Genomic DNA, 18,058 nt, shown 5'->3' with positions numbered 1-18,058 from the left:
CCATGGATATTATCTCTCGTAAAACGTCGCTTAAAAATACTTTCACTGCAGAAGGTAATACCGCTGTTGCGATGAATGAATCCGGCATTGTCGTTATTCACGACGCAGTGAAGAATGTCGCCAGCTACGAGCGCAGTGGCAACGATCTGATTATTCATATGCAGGATGGATCGGTCATTCGCTGCGTAGGATATTTCGAGAATATTGGTGAGAAAGACGAGAATAAACTGGTCTTTCAGGATGAAAACCAGCAGATGACGGAGGTGAATTTCACCGACGCCACTGCGCCTCATGATACCCCGGCGTTTGCGCTGACGGCGGTGGAAACCCCACTGCCGGGCATTGATCCGCTGCTGCTCAGCACCGCCGAAGTCACCGTGGAGTGGCCGTATCTGCTGGCCGGTGTGCTGGGCGCAGGCGCGGCCGGAGCCCTGCTCGGCCACGGCGGCGGCAGTGACGGAAAAACCGAAGTCATTGATAACACTCAGGCGGTGGAGGTCGCAAAACCGACTTTCCTCGTGACCGACACTCAGGGCGACAGTCAGGGTATTCTTGCTAATCAGGCCGTGACTGACGATACCCGACCCACCTTCAGCGGTACCGGCTATCCGGGCGCGGAGATTTCGATTGTCGATACCAGCGGCCATGTAATTGCCACAGCCATCGTCGGCACCAACGGCCAGTGGACAGCGCAGCTCGCCGCGCAGAGCGCCGGTGCGCACACCTGGGTCGTGGTGCAGGAGAGCAACGGCTCGACCACCAGCGCCGGGTCGATCACTCTGAACATTGTTACCGCGCAGGCTTCCCTTACCCTCGACACCGTGGCGGGGGACAACGTGCTGAACGCGGCCGAAGCCGGCGCGGACGTTGCCATTTCCGGCCAGAGCGCCAATCTGGCGGCGGGTACCACCGTCACCGTTTCCCTTAACGGTAAGGCCTGGCAGACCACCGTTGCGGCGGATGGCAGCTGGACAATCACTGTGCCTGCCGCAGACGCGCAGACGCTGGCGGACGGTGTCCACACCGTTCAGGTCAGCGGTGTAGACAGCGCTGGCAACACCATCACCTCCGCATCTACGCTGTCAGTGGATACGCAGGCACCTACGCTGACTATTGCCACGCTGGCGGGCGACGATATTCTGAATGCCGCCGAAGCGGGGCACGATCTGACCGTCAGCGGCACCTCAAATGCCGAAGCCGGGCAGGTAGTGACGCTGGTGCTCAACGGAGTGACCTATACCGCAAGCGTTGAGGCAAACGGTAACTGGTCAGTGAACGTTCCGGCTGCACAGGCGGGCGCGCTGGCAGACGGCACTGTCACGCTGAGCGCCTCCGTCAGCGATGCGGCGGGGAACCGCACATCTATCACGCACGATCTGCGCGTTGACACCACCGTGCCGGTCGTGACCATCGACACCATCGCCGGTGACAACATCCTTAACAGCCTCGAACAGGCTCAGGCGCAGATGGTCAGCGGAAGCAGCACCGGCGGCGAAGCGGGCGATACTGTCACGCTGAGCATCAACGGCCAGACTTACACCACGACGCTTGCCGCCGACGGCACATGGAGCATCGGTTTACCGGCATCCGTTTTCAGCGCGCTGGCCGACGGCAGCTATGATGTGAACGTCAGCATCACTGATAAAGCGGGTAACACCGGCAGTCAGAACGCGACCGTGGTGCTGTCGTCCGAACTGCCGCAACTGACGATTGATACCGTCGCCTTTGAGAACGTGGTTAACGCCGAAGCCAAAGGCCAGGCGCTGGAGGTGACCGGGACCAGCAACAGTGCTGAGGGTACGCAGATCGCTCTGACCCTTAACGGCGTGGAGTACACCACCACCGTCGTCGGCGGCGGCAACTGGTCGGTCAGCATTCCGGCCAGCGACGTCGCAAAGCTCGGCGAAGCCCATTACACCCTGACGGCAGTCAGCACAGACGCCGAGGGCAATACCGGCACTGCGACGCATCAGGTGCAGGTGGATTCCGTGCTGCCTGTCGTCACGGTTAACGTGACCGCAGGCGATGACATCATCAATGCCACTGAAATCACCGCTGACCAGGCTCTGAGCGGCAGAGTGACCCATGCGGCGGCGGGCGATACCGTGATCGTGACGCTGGGTGGCAACACCTACCAGGCCACCGTGCAGGACGACCTGAGCTGGAGCGTCAGCGTTCCGGCGGCTGATTTGCAGGCGCTAGGCGACGGCGATTTAACCGTCAGCGCGAGCGTCACCAATCAGCACGGCAACACCGGTCGCGGCGATCGCGAGATTATCATCGACGCCGGTTTGCCGGGCCTGCGCATCGATACCATTGCGGGCGACGACATTGTCAACAGCATCGAAATCAGTCAGAACCAGATCATCAGCGGCACCAGCTCTGATATCGCCGCAGGCAGCAGCGTCACCGTCAACGTAAACGGCATCGATTATCATGCTACGGTCGGCGCGAACGGCAGCTGGTCTGCGGCGATTCCGGCATCGGACGTCGCCAGCTGGCCTGCGGGCGCGCTAAGCGTTAGCGTCACCGGCTCCGACACGTCGGGCAACAGCGTCAGCATTGCCAATATTATTAACGTGGATCTGAGCAGCGTGGCGATTGCCATTGATAGCGTTGCGCTGGATAACGTGCTAAATGCGGCTGAAAAAGCGGCGGATGTCACACTTAGCGGTACCACGCAGGGCGTGGAGGCTGGCCAGAGCGTGACGATTAATTTCGCGAATGGCACTTATCACGCCAGCGTGCAGGCCGACGGCAGCTGGAGCGTCATCGTTCCGGCGGCAGATATCCGCAATCTGAAAGACGGCGACACCACGGTGAGTGTCAGCGTGACCAACGTGGCGGGCAACAACGCCAGCGCCGTGCAGGATGTCACCGTGGATACCGCTGCGCCAACGCTGACCATCAACACTATCGCCGGTGATAACGTGCTCAACGGCGCGGAAGCGGGGGCGGACGTGGCGATCGGCGGAACCTCCACCGCCGAAGCCGGCCAGCGGGTCACCCTGACGCTTAACGGCCAGACCTACACGGCGAGCGTGGCGGCGGACGGCACCTGGAGCACGGCGGTTCCGGCGGCAGATGCGGCAGGGCTGAGCGACGGCATCTATACCGTCAGCGCCAGCGTCAGCGATATCGCCGGTAACCGCACCGGCGTGACCAGCGCGTTACTGGTGGACTTTACTGCGCCAACGCTGGTCATCAACACCGTTTCTGCCGACGACATTATTAACGCGCATGAACACCAGCAGAACCTCATCATCAGCGGTTCATCTATTGGCGTTCCGGCGGGCGGCCTGGTCACCGTGGTCATCGACGGCAGCCGCTACACCGCTGCGGTGGATGCCAGCGGCAACTGGGGCGTCGGCGTGCCTGCCGCCGTGGTCAGCGGTCTGGCTGACAAAAGCTACACCATTACCGCCACTGGCGCCGATGCGGCGGGCAATCCGGGGTCAGCCTCGCACGTGGTGACCGTAGAGACCGCCGCGCCGGTGCTGACCATCAGTACCGTGGCGGCTGACGACGTGATCAACGCCATCGAGAAAGGCGAAGCCCTGACGGTGAGCGGCACCAGCAGCGGCGCGGACGGTTCCACCGTGACGCTAAACCTGAACGGCAAAGACTACTCTGCCAGCGTCAGCGGCGGCGCGTGGACGCTGAACGTTCCGGCGGCGGATGTGGCTCAGCTCGGCGAAGCGAATTACAGCCTGACCGCCTCCACCGTTGATGCCGCAGGCAACACCGGCAGCACGACGCACGGCGTACTGGTCGACAGCGCGCTGCCCTCGGTGTACATCAGCATGGTCGCGGGCGATGACATCATCAACGCAGCCGAAGTGGCGGCCGATCAGACCCTGAGCGGGCGCGTGAGCAACGCGGCGGCCGGGGACACCGTCACCGTTACGCTCGGCGGCCACACCTACCAGGCTAAAGTACAGGCGGATCTGAGCTGGAGCGTCAACGTTCCGGCGGCCGATTTGCAGGCGCTGGGCGACGGCGATTTAACCGTCAGCGCGAGCGTCACCAACCAGCACGGCAATACCGGCAGCGGCGATCGCCAGATCGTCATCGACGCCGGTTTACCGGGCCTGCGCATCAATACGGTTGCCGGTGACGATATCGTCAACAGCATCGAGATTAATCAAAACCAGATCATCAGCGGCACCAGCACTGATATCGCCGCGGGCAGCAGCGTCACCGTGACCGTTAACAGCACCGATTATGCTGCCACGGTCGGCGCCAACGGCAGCTGGTCGGCGGCGGTTCCGGCGGCAGACGTGGCGAAGTGGCCTGCGGGTCAGCTGGCGATCGTCGTCAGCGGCGCGGATGCCTCCGGTAACCCGGTGACCATCACGCAAAACATCACCGTCGATCTGAGCAGCGTAGCGGTCAGCGTCGATAGCATTGCCAGCGACGACATCATTAACGCGGCGGAGAAAGCGGCGGATCTGACCCTGAGCGGCACCACGCTGAATGTCGAAGCCGGTCGCGATGTGAGCGTAAACTTTGCCGGTCATCAGTACACCACCCGCGTGCAGGCCGACGGCAGCTGGAGCGTCACCGTTCCGGCAGCGGACATGGCGGCGCTGAAAGAGGGCGACGCAACGGTGTCCGTGAGCGTGAGCAACGCGGCGGGCAACGGCGCCACGGCGGCAAACACGGCGCAAGTGGATACCGCTGCGCCAACGCTGACCATCAATACCATCGCCGGTGATAACGTGCTTAACGGCGCGGAAGCGGGGGCGGACGTGGCGATCGGCGGAACCTCCACCGCCGAAGCCGGTCAGCAGGTCACCCTGACGCTTAACGGCCAGACCTACACGGCGAGCGTGGCGGCGGACGGCACCTGGAGCACGGCGGTTCCGGCGGCAGATGCGGCAGGGCTGACCGACGGAACCTATACCCTGAGCGCCAGCGTCAGCGATATCGCCGGTAACCGCACCGGCGTGACCAGCGCGTTACTGGTGGACGTGACCGCGCCAACGCTTGCCATCAACACCGTTTCTGCAGACGACATTGTCAACGCCCATGAACACCAGCAGAACCTTATCATCAGCGGTTCATCTACCGGCGTTCCGGCGGGCGGCCTGGTCACCGTGGTCATCGACGGCAGCCGCTACACCGCTGCGGTGGATGCCAGCGGCAACTGGAGCGTCGGCGTGCCTGCCGCCGTGGTCAGCGGTCTGGCTGACAAAAGCTACACCATTACCGCCACTGTCGCCGATGCGGCGGGCAATCCGGGCTCAGCCTCGCACGTGGTGACCGTAGACACCGCCGCGCCGGTGCTGACCATCAGTACCGTGGCGGCTGACGACGTGATCAACGCCATCGAGAAAGGCGAAGCCCTGACGGTGAGCGGCACCAGCAGCGGCGCGGACGGTTCCACCGTGACGCTGAACCTGAACGGCAAGGACTACTCTGCCAGCGTCAGCGGCGGCGCGTGGACGCTGAACGTTCCGGCGGCGGATGTGGCTCAGCTCGGCGAGGCGAATTACAGCCTGACCGCCTCCACCGTCGATGCCGCAGGCAACACCGGCAGCACGACGCACGGCGTACTGGTCGACAGCGCGCTGCCGTCGGTGACCCTCAGCATGATTGCGGGCGATGACATCATCAACGCAGCCGAAGTGGTGGCCGATCAGACCCTGAGCGGGCGCGTGAGCAACGCGGCGGCCGGGGACACCGTCACCGTTACGCTCGGCGGCCACACTTACGAAGCCAAAGTGCAGGCGGATCTGAGCTGGAGCGTCAGCGTTCCGGCGGCCGATTTGCAGGCGCTGGGCGACGGCGACCTGACCGTCAGCGCGAGCGTCACCAACCAGCACGGCAATACCGGCAGCGGCGATCGCCAGATCGTCATCGACGCCGGTTTGCCGGGCCTGCGCATCAATACCGTTGCCGGTGACGACATCGTCAACAGCATCGAGATTAATCAAAATCAGATCATCAGCGGCACCAGCACCGGCCTGACCGCGGGCAGCAGCGTCACCGTCACGGTTAACGGCGTTGAGTACCACGCGAGCGTGACCGCCAACGGCAGCTGGTCAGCGGCGGTTCCGGCAGCGGACGTTGCCAGCTGGCCTGCGGGCGCGCTGACGGTATCCGTTACCGGCACCAGTTCAGCCGGAAACAGCGTCACGATTTCAAACGATATCAACGTCGATCTCGCCAGTGTGGCAATCAGCGTCGATACCATCGCCAGCGACGGCATCATTAACGCGGCGGAGAAAGCGGCGGATCTGACCCTGAGCGGCACCACGCTGAATGTCGGAGCCGGTCGCGATGTGAGCGTTAACTTTGCCGGTCATCAGTACACCACCCGCGTGCAGGCCGACGGCAGCTGGAGCGTTACCGTCCCGGCAGCGGACATGGCGGCGCTGAAAGAGGGCGACGCAACGGTGTCCGTGAGCGTGAGCAACGCGGCGGGCAACGGCGCCACGGCGGCAAATACGGCGCTGGTGGATGCGACAGCGCCAACGCTGACCATCAACACCATCGCCGGTGACAACGTGCTTAACGGCGCGGAAGCGGGGGCGGACGTGGCGATCGGCGGAACGTCCACCGCCGAAGCCGGTCAGCAGGTCACCCTGACGCTTAACGGCCAGACCTACACGGCGAGCGTGGCGGCGGACGGGACGTGGAGCACCACGCTACCGGCGGCAGATGCGGCAGGGCTGGCTGACGGGACTTACACCGTGAGCGCCAGCGTCAGCGATATCGCCGGTAACAGCAGCCGCGCCAGCGGCTCATTGCAGGTTGACGCGACCGCGCCGGAAGTGACCATCAACACCATCGCCGGTGACGACGTCATTAACAGTACCGAACACGCGCAGGCGCTGGTGATCAGCGGCAGCAGCACGGGTACGGTGAGCGGTAACATCGTGAACGTGGTGATCGACGGCCATAGCTATAACACCGTGGTGGATGCCAGCGGCAACTGGAGCGTCGGCGTACCGGCCAGCATCATCAGCGGCCTCGCGGACGGCAGCTATAAGGTCACCGCCAGCGCGGCAGACACCGCCGGTAACGTCGGTTCGGCCGGGCAAAACGTGGTGGTCAATACTGCCGCGCCGGTCTTTACCATCAACGACATGGCAGGCGGCGACAACATTCTTAACGCCACCGAAGCGCTTTCAACGCTGACCATCACCGGCACTGTGACCGGTCTGATGGATGGCGTGACGGTTATCGTTACCCTTAACGGTCTGGAGTATCAGGGCACCGTGGCCGACGGCGCATGGAGCGCGGACATTCCGGCCAGCGATCTGGCGAATCTGGGCCAGGCGTTGTATCAGGTTAGCGTGCGCGGCACCGATGATGTCGGCAACAGCGGGTCAGTGAGCAAAGGGCTGCAAACTTCCTCCGACAGCCCGGCGGTGACCATCAACGTGGTGGCCGGTGATGACATCATCAACGCCACCGAAGTGAAGGCCGATCAGGCGATCGGCGGCACCGTTATCCATGCGGAAGCGGGACAGCAGGTGACCGTCACCGTGGGTGGAAAAACGTATTACGCCACCGTCGAAGATGATTTTACGTGGAGCCTGACGATCCCTGCCGCCGATCTCGCTGCCATGGGCGACGGCGCGCTGAAAGTCTCCGCAACGGTGACCAATATCAGCGGCAACACCGGATCCGGTGAGCGCGACATTGCTATTGACGCCGCGATCCCCGGCCTGCGCATCAATACCGTTGCCGGTGACGACATCGTCAACAGCATCGAGATCAATCAGAATCAGATCATCAGCGGCACTAGCACCGGCCTGACCGCAGGCAGCAGCGTCACCGTCACGGTTAACAGCGTTGAGTACCACGCGACCGTGACCGCCAACGGCAGCTGGTCAGCGGCGGTTCCGGCAGCGGACGTTGCCAGCTGGCCTGCGGGCGCGCTGACGGTATCCGTTACCGGCACCAGTTCAGCCGGTAACAGCGTCACGATTTCAAACGATATCACCGTGGATCTCACCAGTGTGGCGATTGCTATCGACACTGTCGCGGCCGATGACATCATTAACGCGGCGGAGAAAGCGGCGGACCTGACCCTGAGCGGCACCACGCTGAATGTCGAAGCCGGTCAGAAGGTCACGGTGATTTTCGCCGGTCATAGCTATACCGCGCAGGTAGAAACGGACGGCAGCTGGAGCGTCACCGTTCCGGCAGCGGACATGGCGGCGCTGAAAGACGGCGACGCAACGGTGTCCGTGAGCGTGACTAACGCGGCGGGCAACGGCGCCACGGCAGCGAATACCGTGGAAGTGGATACCGCTGCGCCAACCCTGACCATCAACACCATCGCCGGTGATAACGTGCTTAACGGCGCGGAAGCGGGGGCGGACGTGGCGATCGGCGGAACCTCCACCGCCGAAGCCGGTCAGCAGGTCACCCTGACGCTTAACGGCCAGACCTACACGGCGAGCGTGGCGGCGGACGGCACCTGGAGCACGGCGGTTCCGGCGGCAGATGCGGCAGGGCTGGCTGACGGGACTTACACCGTGAGCGCCAGCGTCAGCGATATCGCCGGTAACCGCACCGGCGTGACCAGCGCGTTACTGGTGGACGTGACCGCGCCAACGCTTGCCATCAACACCGTTTCTGCAGACGACATTGTCAACGCCCATGAACACCAGCAGAACCTTATCATCAGCGGTTCATCTACCGGCGTTCCGGCGGGCGGCCTGGTCACCGTGGTCATCGACGGCAGCCGCTACACCGCTGCGGTGGATGCCAGCGGCAACTGGAGCGTCGGCGTGCCTGCCGCCGTGGTCAGCGGTCTGGCTGACAAAAGCTACACCATTACCGCCACTGTCGCCGATGCGGCGGGCAATCCGGGCTCAGCCTCGCACGTGGTGACCGTAGACACCGCCGCGCCGGTGCTGACCATCAGTACCGTGGCGGCTGACGACGTGATCAACGCCATCGAGAAAGGCGAAGCCCTGACGGTGAGCGGCACCAGCAGCGGCGCGGACGGTTCCACCGTGACGCTGAACCTGAACGGCAAGGACTACTCTGCCAGCGTCAGCGGCGGCGCGTGGACGCTGAACGTTCCGGCGGCGGATGTGGCTCAGCTCGGCGAGGCGAATTACAGCCTGACCGCCTCCACCGTCGATGCCGCAGGCAACACCGGCAGCACGACGCACGGCGTACTGGTCGACAGCGCGCTGCCGTCGGTGACCCTCAGCATGATTGCGGGCGATGACATCATCAACGCAGCCGAAGTGGTGGCCGATCAGACCCTGAGCGGGCGCGTGAGCAACGCGGCGGCCGGGGACACCGTCACCGTTACGCTCGGCGGCCACACTTACGAAGCCAAAGTGCAGGCGGATCTGAGCTGGAGCGTCAGCGTTCCGGCGGCCGATTTGCAGGCGCTGGGCGACGGCGACCTGACCGTCAGCGCGAGCGTCACCAACCAGCACGGCAATACCGGCAGCGGCGATCGCCAGATCGTCATCGACGCCGGTTTGCCGGGCCTGCGCATCAATACCGTTGCCGGTGACGACATCGTCAACAGCATCGAGATTAATCAAAATCAGATCATCAGCGGCACCAGCACCGGCCTGACCGCGGGCAGCAGCGTCACCGTCACGGTTAACGGCGTTGAGTACCACGCGAGCGTGACCGCCAACGGCAGCTGGTCAGCGGCGGTTCCGGCAGCGGACGTTGCCAGCTGGCCTGCGGGCGCGCTGACGGTATCCGTTACCGGCACCAGTTCAGCCGGAAACAGCGTCACGATTTCAAACGATATCAACGTCGATCTCGCCAGTGTGGCAATCAGCGTCGATACCATCGCCAGCGACGGCATCATTAACGCGGCGGAGAAAGCGGCGGATCTGACCCTGAGCGGCACCACGCTGAATGTCGGAGCCGGTCGCGATGTGAGCGTTAACTTTGCCGGTCATCAGTACACCACCCGCGTGCAGGCCGACGGCAGCTGGAGCGTTACCGTCCCGGCAGCGGACATGGCGGCGCTGAAAGAGGGCGACGCAACGGTGTCCGTGAGCGTGAGCAACGCGGCGGGCAACGGCGCCACGGCGGCAAATACGGCGCAAGTGGATACCGCTGCGCCAACGCTGACCATCAACACCATCGCCGGTGATAACGTGCTCAACGGCGCGGAAGCGGGGGCGGACGTGGCGATCGGCGGAACCTCCACCGCCGAAGCTGGTCAGCAGGTCACCCTGACGCTTAACGGTCAGACCTTCACGGCGAGCGTGGCGGCAGACGGGACGTGGAGCACCACGCTACCGGCGGCGAGTGCAGGCGCGCTGGCTGACGGAACCTATACCGTGAGCGCCAGCGTCAGCGATATCGCCGGTAACCGCACCGGGGTGACCAGCGCGTTGCTGGTTGACGCGACCGCGCCGGTGGTGACCATCAACACCATCGCCGGTGACGACGTCATTAACCGCACCGAACACGCGCAGGCGCAGGTGATCAGCGGCAGCAGTACGGGTACGGTCAGCGGTAACAGCGTGAGCGTGGTGATCGACGGCCATACCTATAACACCGTGGTGGATGCCAGCGGCAACTGGAGCGTCGGCGTACCGGCCAGCGCGATCGGCGGGATCTCTGACGGCACTTACACCGTGAGCGTCAGCATCACTGACAGCGCCGGTAATACCGGTTCGCAGACGCACAATGTGACCGTAGATACCGGCCTGCCGGGCATCAGCATTGACGCTATCGCGCAGGACAACGTACTCAACGCCGTTGAAAAAGGTGCAGATCTAACGATTTCCGGCACCGGCAGCAACCTGAGTGACGGCACTCAGGTCAGCGTCACGCTGAACGGCGTCACTTACAGCGCGCAAATTGCCGCGGGCGTCTGGAGCCTGACCGTTCCGGCCAGCGCACTGGCAGCGCTTGGGGAAGCCAACTACAGCGTAACAGCCAGCGCCAACAGCGATGTCGGCAACGCCATCACCGAAAGCGCTAACCTGCTGGTTGATACCTCGCTGCCTTCCGTCATCATTAATGCTGTGGCGGGTGATAACATCATCAACGCCGCCGAAGCGGCGGCAGACCAGACCCTGAGCGGGCGCGTGAGCAACGCGGCGGCCGGTGACACCGTCACCGTTACGCTCGGCGGTCACACCTACCAGGCCGAAGTGCAGGCGGATCTGAGCTGGAGCGTCAGCGTTCCGGCGGCCGATTTGCAGGCGCTGGGCGACGGCGACCTGACCGTCAGCGCGAGCGTCACCAACCAACACGGCAATACCGGCAGCGGCGATCGCCAGATCGGCATCGACGCCGGATTGCCGGGCCTGCGCATCAATACGGTTGCCGGTGACGATATCGTCAACAGCATCGAGATTAATCAAAACCAGATCATCAGCGGCACCAGCTCTGATATCGCCGCGGGCAGCAGCGTCACCGTGACCGTCAACGGCACTGATTATGCTGCCACGGTCGGCGCGAACGGCAGCTGGTCGGCGGCGGTTCCGGCGGCAGACGTGGCGAAGTGGCCTGCGGGTCAGCTGGCGATCGTCGTCAGCGGCGCGGATGCCTCCGGTAACCCGGTGACCATCACGCAAAACATCACCGTTGATCTGAGCAGCGTGGCGATCGGCGTCGATACCATTGCCAGCGACGGCATCATTAACGCGGCGGAGAAAGCGGCGGATCTGACCCTGAGCGGCACCACGCAGAACGTCGAAGCCGGTCGCGATGTCAGCGTAAACTTTGCCGGTCATCAGTACACCACCCGCGTGCAGGCCGACGGCAGCTGGAGCATCACCGTGGCGGCAGCGGACATGAAGGCACTGAAAGACGGTGACGCAACGGTGTCCGTGAGCGTGAGCAACGCGGCGGGCAACGGCGCCACGGCGGCAAATACGGCGCAGGTGGATGCGACAGCGCCAACCCTGACCATCAACACCATCGCCGGTGATAACGTGCTCAACGGCGCGGAAGCGGGGGCGGACGTGGCGATCGGCGGAACCTCCACCGCCGAAGCCGGCCAGCAGGTCACCCTGACGCTTAACGGCCAGACCTACACGGCGAACGTGGCGGCAGACGGGACGTGGAGCACCACGCTACCGGCGGCCAGTGCAGGCGCGCTGGCTGACGGGACTTACACCGTGAGCGCCAGCGTCAGCGATATCGCCGGTAACAGCAGCCGCGCCACCGGCTCATTGCTGGTTGACGTGACCGCGCCGGTGGTAACCATCAACACCGTCGCCGGTGACGATGTGCTGAATACCGCCGAACATGCGCAGGCGCAGGTGATCACCGGTGGCAGCACCGGCACGCAGGCAGGCAATCTGGTGACGCTGGTGATCGACGGCCATACCTACACCACCGTGGTTGACGCCCGCGGTAACTGGAGCATCGGCGTTCCGGCCAACGCCATTAGCGCATTGGCTTCCGGTGATACGACATTTACGGTCAGCATTACCGATAACGCGGGCAACACCGGCAGCACTGACCATCTGATCACCGTCATTACTGATGCCCTCAGCCTGAGCATCGATACCATTGCGCAGGACGACATTATCAATGCGGCGGAACAGGGTAACAGCCTGACGCTGTCCGGCAGCAGCGAAAAACTGGTGTCCGGAACAGAGGTGGCCGTCGTGCTGAACGGCAAAACCTACACTGTGCAGGTGGATGTCAAAGGTGACTGGACGCTAAGCATACCGGCGACCGATGTGGCGAAACTGACTGACGGTAATTACACCGTAACAGCCAGCGCCAGCGATACTGCAGGCAACCCGGTCAGCGCCACGCATGACGTGACGGTTGATACCACCGCACCGGCGCTGCTGATCAATCCGATCGCCGCGGACGGGATCCTGAATGCAGCGGAGCTGGGCCAGGCGTTAACCCTGAGCGGCACCACGACGGCGCAGGCGGGGCAAACGGTGCACGTGACGCTGAACGGCGTCACTTATACCACGCAGGTGAGCGCCGACGGCCTATGGTCGGTGCAGGTTCCGCAAAATGACGTTGCGGCCCTGCAGGACGGCACGCTGACGGTCACCGCCAGCACCAGCGACGTGGCCGGGAACCCGGCGTCGGCGAATGCGTCGGTGATTGTCGATACCCTCGCGCCGACCCTGACCATCAACACCATTGCCGGTGATGACATCATCAACTCCGCCGAGCAGCATGCCGGTCAGGCGATCGGCGGGACAACCAGCGCAGAAGCCGGTCAGACGGTGACCGTCACATTTAATCACCGTGAGTATCACGCCACGGTGGCCTCTGACGGCACCTGGAGTGTGACCGTTCCGGCGGCGGATTTCCTCGGCGCGGCGGACGGCAGCTATACCGTCAGCGCATCCGTCAGTGATGTGGCGGGCAACCCGGTGTCGGCAGCATCGTCCGTTACCCTGAGCGGTGAGATGCCAACCATAAGCATCAACACCTTCGCGCAGGACGACGTGGTGAACGCCGCCGAGCACGGCACTTCGCTCGCTATCAGCGGCACCACCACCGCACCGGCGAACAGCCTCGTCACCGTGACGCTCAACGGGCAGACGTACACCACTTCGGTCGCGGCGGATCTGAGCTGGACGCTCAACCTCAGCGCCAACGCGGTGTCAGCGCTGGCGGATGGCAATAACTACGCAATCACCGCTTCCGTCACCAACAGCATCGGCAACACCGGCAGCGACATCCACGAGATTTCCGTGGATACCACGGCGCCGTCGATGACCATCACCATTGATTCGCTGAGTGAAGATACCGGGCGCAGCAATACGGACTTTGTCACCAGCGATAACACCATCACGCTGAAAGGCGGGCTGAGTGCGGCGCTGGGCAATGCCGAGTCGGCGCAAATCAGCCTCGACGGCGGCATCAGCTGGCAGACGCTCACCGTGGTGGGCACCACGTGGAGTTATGCCCCGGGCAGCGCGCTGGCGGACGGGTCATACACCTATAACGTCCGGGTGATTGATGCGGCGGGGAACGTTGGTTCGACGGCGACGAAAACGGTGGTTATTGACACCGTAGCGCCAACGGCCAGCCAGTCGATCACTATCGATGCGGTTTCGCAGGATACCGGCCTGAGCAGTACTGATTTCATCACCAGCGATAACACCATCAACCTGCGCGGCACGCTGGGCGCGGCGCTGAATGCGGATGAATATGCGCAGATCAGCATCGACGGCGGCACCACCTGGAAAGATGTCAATATCAGTGGCCTGACGTGGACCTACATCGACAGCCGTACGCTGGCCGATGGCGACTACAACTATCAGATGCGCGTGGTAGATCTGGCCGGTAACGTCGGCGCAACCGCCAGTCAGGTGGTGACCATCGACACCGTCGCCCCGGACAGCAGTAAAACCATCAGCATTGATGCTGTCAGCAACGACACCGGTCTGAGCAGCAGCGATTTCGTCACCAGCGACACTTCGCTGACCGTGAGCGGCACGCTCGGCGCGACGCTGGCGGCGGATGAATATGCGCAGATCAGCCTTGATGGGGGGGTGACGTGGCTCAATACGACCACCATCGGCACGCGCTGGAGGTACGTTGATGACCGCACGCTGACCGACGGGGATTACACCTACTATGTTCGCGTGGTAGATGCCGCCGGTAACGTGGGCAGCATCTCCAGTCAGGTTGTCACCGTGGATACCGTGGCGCCGGACAGCAGCAAAACTGTGACCATCGACAGCATCGCCACCGACACCGGTGTGTCTGCCAGCGATTTCATCACCAGTGATACCTCGCTGACCGTGACCGGTTCTATCGGACAGGCGCTGGGCGCGGGCGAAGTGGTGCAGATCAGTATTGATAACGGCGCGAGCTGGACGACCGTTGCGCTCTCCGGCCTGAAGTGGAGCTATAGCGATGGTCGCACGCTGACCGACGGGCAAACGCTGTATCAGGTACGCGTGGTCGATCAGGCCGGTAACGTCGGCCAAACCGCGCAGCAGGTGGTGACGATTGACACCACTGCGCCATCGCAAGCCATCACCATTGGCGCGATCAGCACCGATACCGGTGATAACAGCCATGATTTCATCACCAGCGATACCACGCTGACGTTCTCCGGCAACCTGAGTGCAACGCTTGCGAGCGATGAATGGGCGCAGATCAGCCTCGATGGCGGTCAGACATGGATTGACGTCGTCACCCGCGGACGCACCTGGAGCTATGACGCTACCGGTACCGTACTCGGCGATGGCGTTTACAACGTGCAGGTGCGGGTGATCGATCTGGCGGGTAACACCGGGGCGGTCGGTTCTCAGCGGGTGACGGTTGATACGCTGAACCCGGAAGCGCAGGCGACTATCGCCAGCTATTCCGACAATAAGGGGGACCGTCAGGGATCGTTCGGTTCCGGCACCCACACCGACGAAACCGCGCCGACGCTGAGCGGCACGCTGAGCAAAGCGCTGGCCGACGGCGAAGTGCTGAAGATCTACCGCAACGGGGTGTACGTTGGCGTCGCGACGGTGGTGGGCCTGGCGTGGACCTTCTCGGATTCCGCGCTGGCTGACGGGACCTATATTTACGTCGCGACCTCGCAGGATCTGGCGGGCAACGTCACGTCGTCGTCAGACTTCACCCTGACGGTCGATACCTCGATTCCGACCACGATTGCCACCGTGACCGGTGAATCGACCCAGGATACGACGCCGATCATCAGCGGTACGCTATCTGAAGCGTTGGGTGAGGGGATGTATGTACAGGTAGTGGTGAACGGCGTCACCTATACCTCGGAATCCGGCGGTGCGGTGGTGGTCGATCCGATCAACAACACCTGGTATTTGCAGCTGCCGGGTTCACTGGCACTGGCGACGTATGATGTGACTGCACAGGTCAGAAGCAGCGCGGGCAACGGTAACGAGGCGGGGATCAGCCACGGTTCTCTGGTGGTTTATGCCGAAACGGCGGTGGACACCAGCTGGGCGAGCACCGCTGGGGCCACCACCACCAATGCGATGGCATTCAGCCTGAACAGCAGTGGCTTGTGGAACGTGGTCACCGGTATCTCTGATTACACCAGCTCGGGTCTGAACAGCTATAGCGGCACCACGCTGACCAACTCCCGCGGCAACATCGTGGTGAGTTATACGCTGGCGGATACCGACCGTAATGGCACCTCAGACATTTATGCGACGGAAACCAACTACGGCGGCAGTATCCAGGGCAAATGGACGGCGAACACGGATGGCACTTATACCTACGGTCAGCAGGCTATCGGCACAACCATCTGGTACGGCGGGATCATGGCTTATGACAAAACCGGTGATGGCTGGCTGGACATGGCATACGGCGATGCAGGCGGCGACTCCCGCAGCTATCTGGTCAATAACAACGGGGTGCTGTCGCCAGATGGTACATACGGAGCGGCCGGTCTTGCCGGGGTCACCTACCGGGAAATTTCCGGCGTGGACATTAACAATGACGGTACGGTCGACATTGTGCAGCATACCAACCGCAGCGGTGCCTATGCGCTGACGGTGATCAACAACAGTGGCACAGGTGCGCTGACGGAAACGCAGAACATCGCCAACGTCTTTGTGCCGAATGCCGCGAACACCACCACGGCCGTCTCAATGACCTGGGCGGATTTCAACGGCGACGGCCTGATGGATTTGTACATTTCTTCCGGTCTGAACCCTAACGGCAGCTACAACTATGGCGGTGCGATTTACTACAACAGCGGGCAGGGAACGTTGTTGACCACGCCAACCGCTGTCGAAACATCGACCACCAATGCCGCGTCCGCCGGTTATCTGTCAGCTGCCGTGGACTGGGACGGCGACGGTGACATGGACATCATCAAGTTCAGCACCTATTCGGCCAGCCAGACCGCCCAACTGTATGTTAACGACGGTACCGGCAAAGGCTGGAGCAGCAGTACGCTTGCTTCCTCACTGGTCAACGTAACGGGGATTGCGACCCTCGATTACGACTGGAACGGTACGCAGGATCTGCTGGTGTCGCAGGCAAACGGCAAAGTGGTGTACATCGCCAACAATGCCAGCATTGCGGACGGCACGGCTCTCCACCTGCGCATTCTCGACGGCGAAGGCATGAACGTGTTCTACGGCAATACCGTGCAGCTCTACAACTCCGCCGGTGAACTGGTGGCGTCGCAGATCATCAACGCCCAGTCGGGCGTAGGCGTCAACGACTCCTCAGCGCTGGTGAACTTCTACGGTCTGGATCCGAATGAAACGTATTCGGCGGTGCTGGTGCGCAACATCAACGGCGTGTCCACCAATGCCACCTGGACAGACCTGAGCGCAGGCGACGGCACCAGCAGCTATTCGCTCACCGCAGACGCGGCGAACGGCGGGACCAGCGGCACCCTCACCGGCACCGGCTATAACGACACGTTTATCGCTGAAAGCGGCACCTACGTTTACAACGGTGGCGGCGGCTGGAGCAGCTCGTCAGACCATGCGACATGGAGCGCCACCGGCGGTCAGGATATCGTCGATTTTAAAAACGCCACCAGCGGGGTCACGGTAGATCTCAGCAGCAGCAGCGCACAGAACACCGGATTCAACACGGCGACCTTCAAGGATATCGAGGGGATTGCCGGGTCGAATTACGACGATGTTATCACCGGCAGTGCAGGTAATAACGTGTTCGAAGGACGCGGTGGTAATGACACCTTCAACCTGGGTAAAGGTGGGCACGACACGCTGCTGTACAAGTTGCTGGACAGCAGCGATGCCACCGGCGGCAACGGTGTCGACACCATCAACGGCTTCAAGGTTGGGACCTGGGAAGGGACGGCGAATACCGACCGTCTTGATCTGAGTGACCTGTTGCAGTCGAGCGGGTACAGCGGTACGGCGGACGCCAGCTACGTTAACGGCGTCGCGACGCTGGGTTCAGGCGTTGGCAATCTGGCGAATTACCTGAGCGTGACCACCGAAGGTAACAACACGGTGATTAAGGTTGATCTGGATGGCAGCGGCACGGCGCAGTCGATGACGACCATCGCGACGCTGACCAACGTCCACACCGATCTGGCGACGCTGCTGGCAAACCATCAATTAGTGGTTGGCTAATTAACGGCAAATGGAAGGCGGCGGGGCAGAGGGCACAGTCTCTGCTCCGCTGCTCCCGCTCCATAATC

Annotated in this window: 1 protein-coding gene; it reads left to right on the top strand. The window is 62.7% G+C overall.

Translation table 11 applies throughout. The features are described 5' to 3' along the window. Nucleotides 1–2: 2 nt before the first annotated feature. Nucleotides 3–17,990: an Ig-like domain-containing protein gene (locus tag J2Y91_RS20830; RefSeq protein ID WP_253539288.1), complete on the top strand. Its 17,988-nt coding sequence runs from the start codon at nt 3–5 to the stop codon at nt 17,988–17,990. Nucleotides 17,991–18,058: the final 68 nt, after the last annotated feature.

Source organism: Erwinia aphidicola (assembly GCF_024169515.1).
Classification (GTDB): domain Bacteria; phylum Pseudomonadota; class Gammaproteobacteria; order Enterobacterales; family Enterobacteriaceae; genus Erwinia; species Erwinia aphidicola.
This window is presented reverse-complemented; position numbering and strand designations above follow the sequence as displayed.

What these genes read in the sequence shown, in the direction of transcription:
- J2Y91_RS20830 (WP_253539288.1), top strand. Translation starts at nt 3, where the DNA reads ATGGATATTATCTCTCGTAAAACGTCGCTTAAAAATACTTTCACTGCA.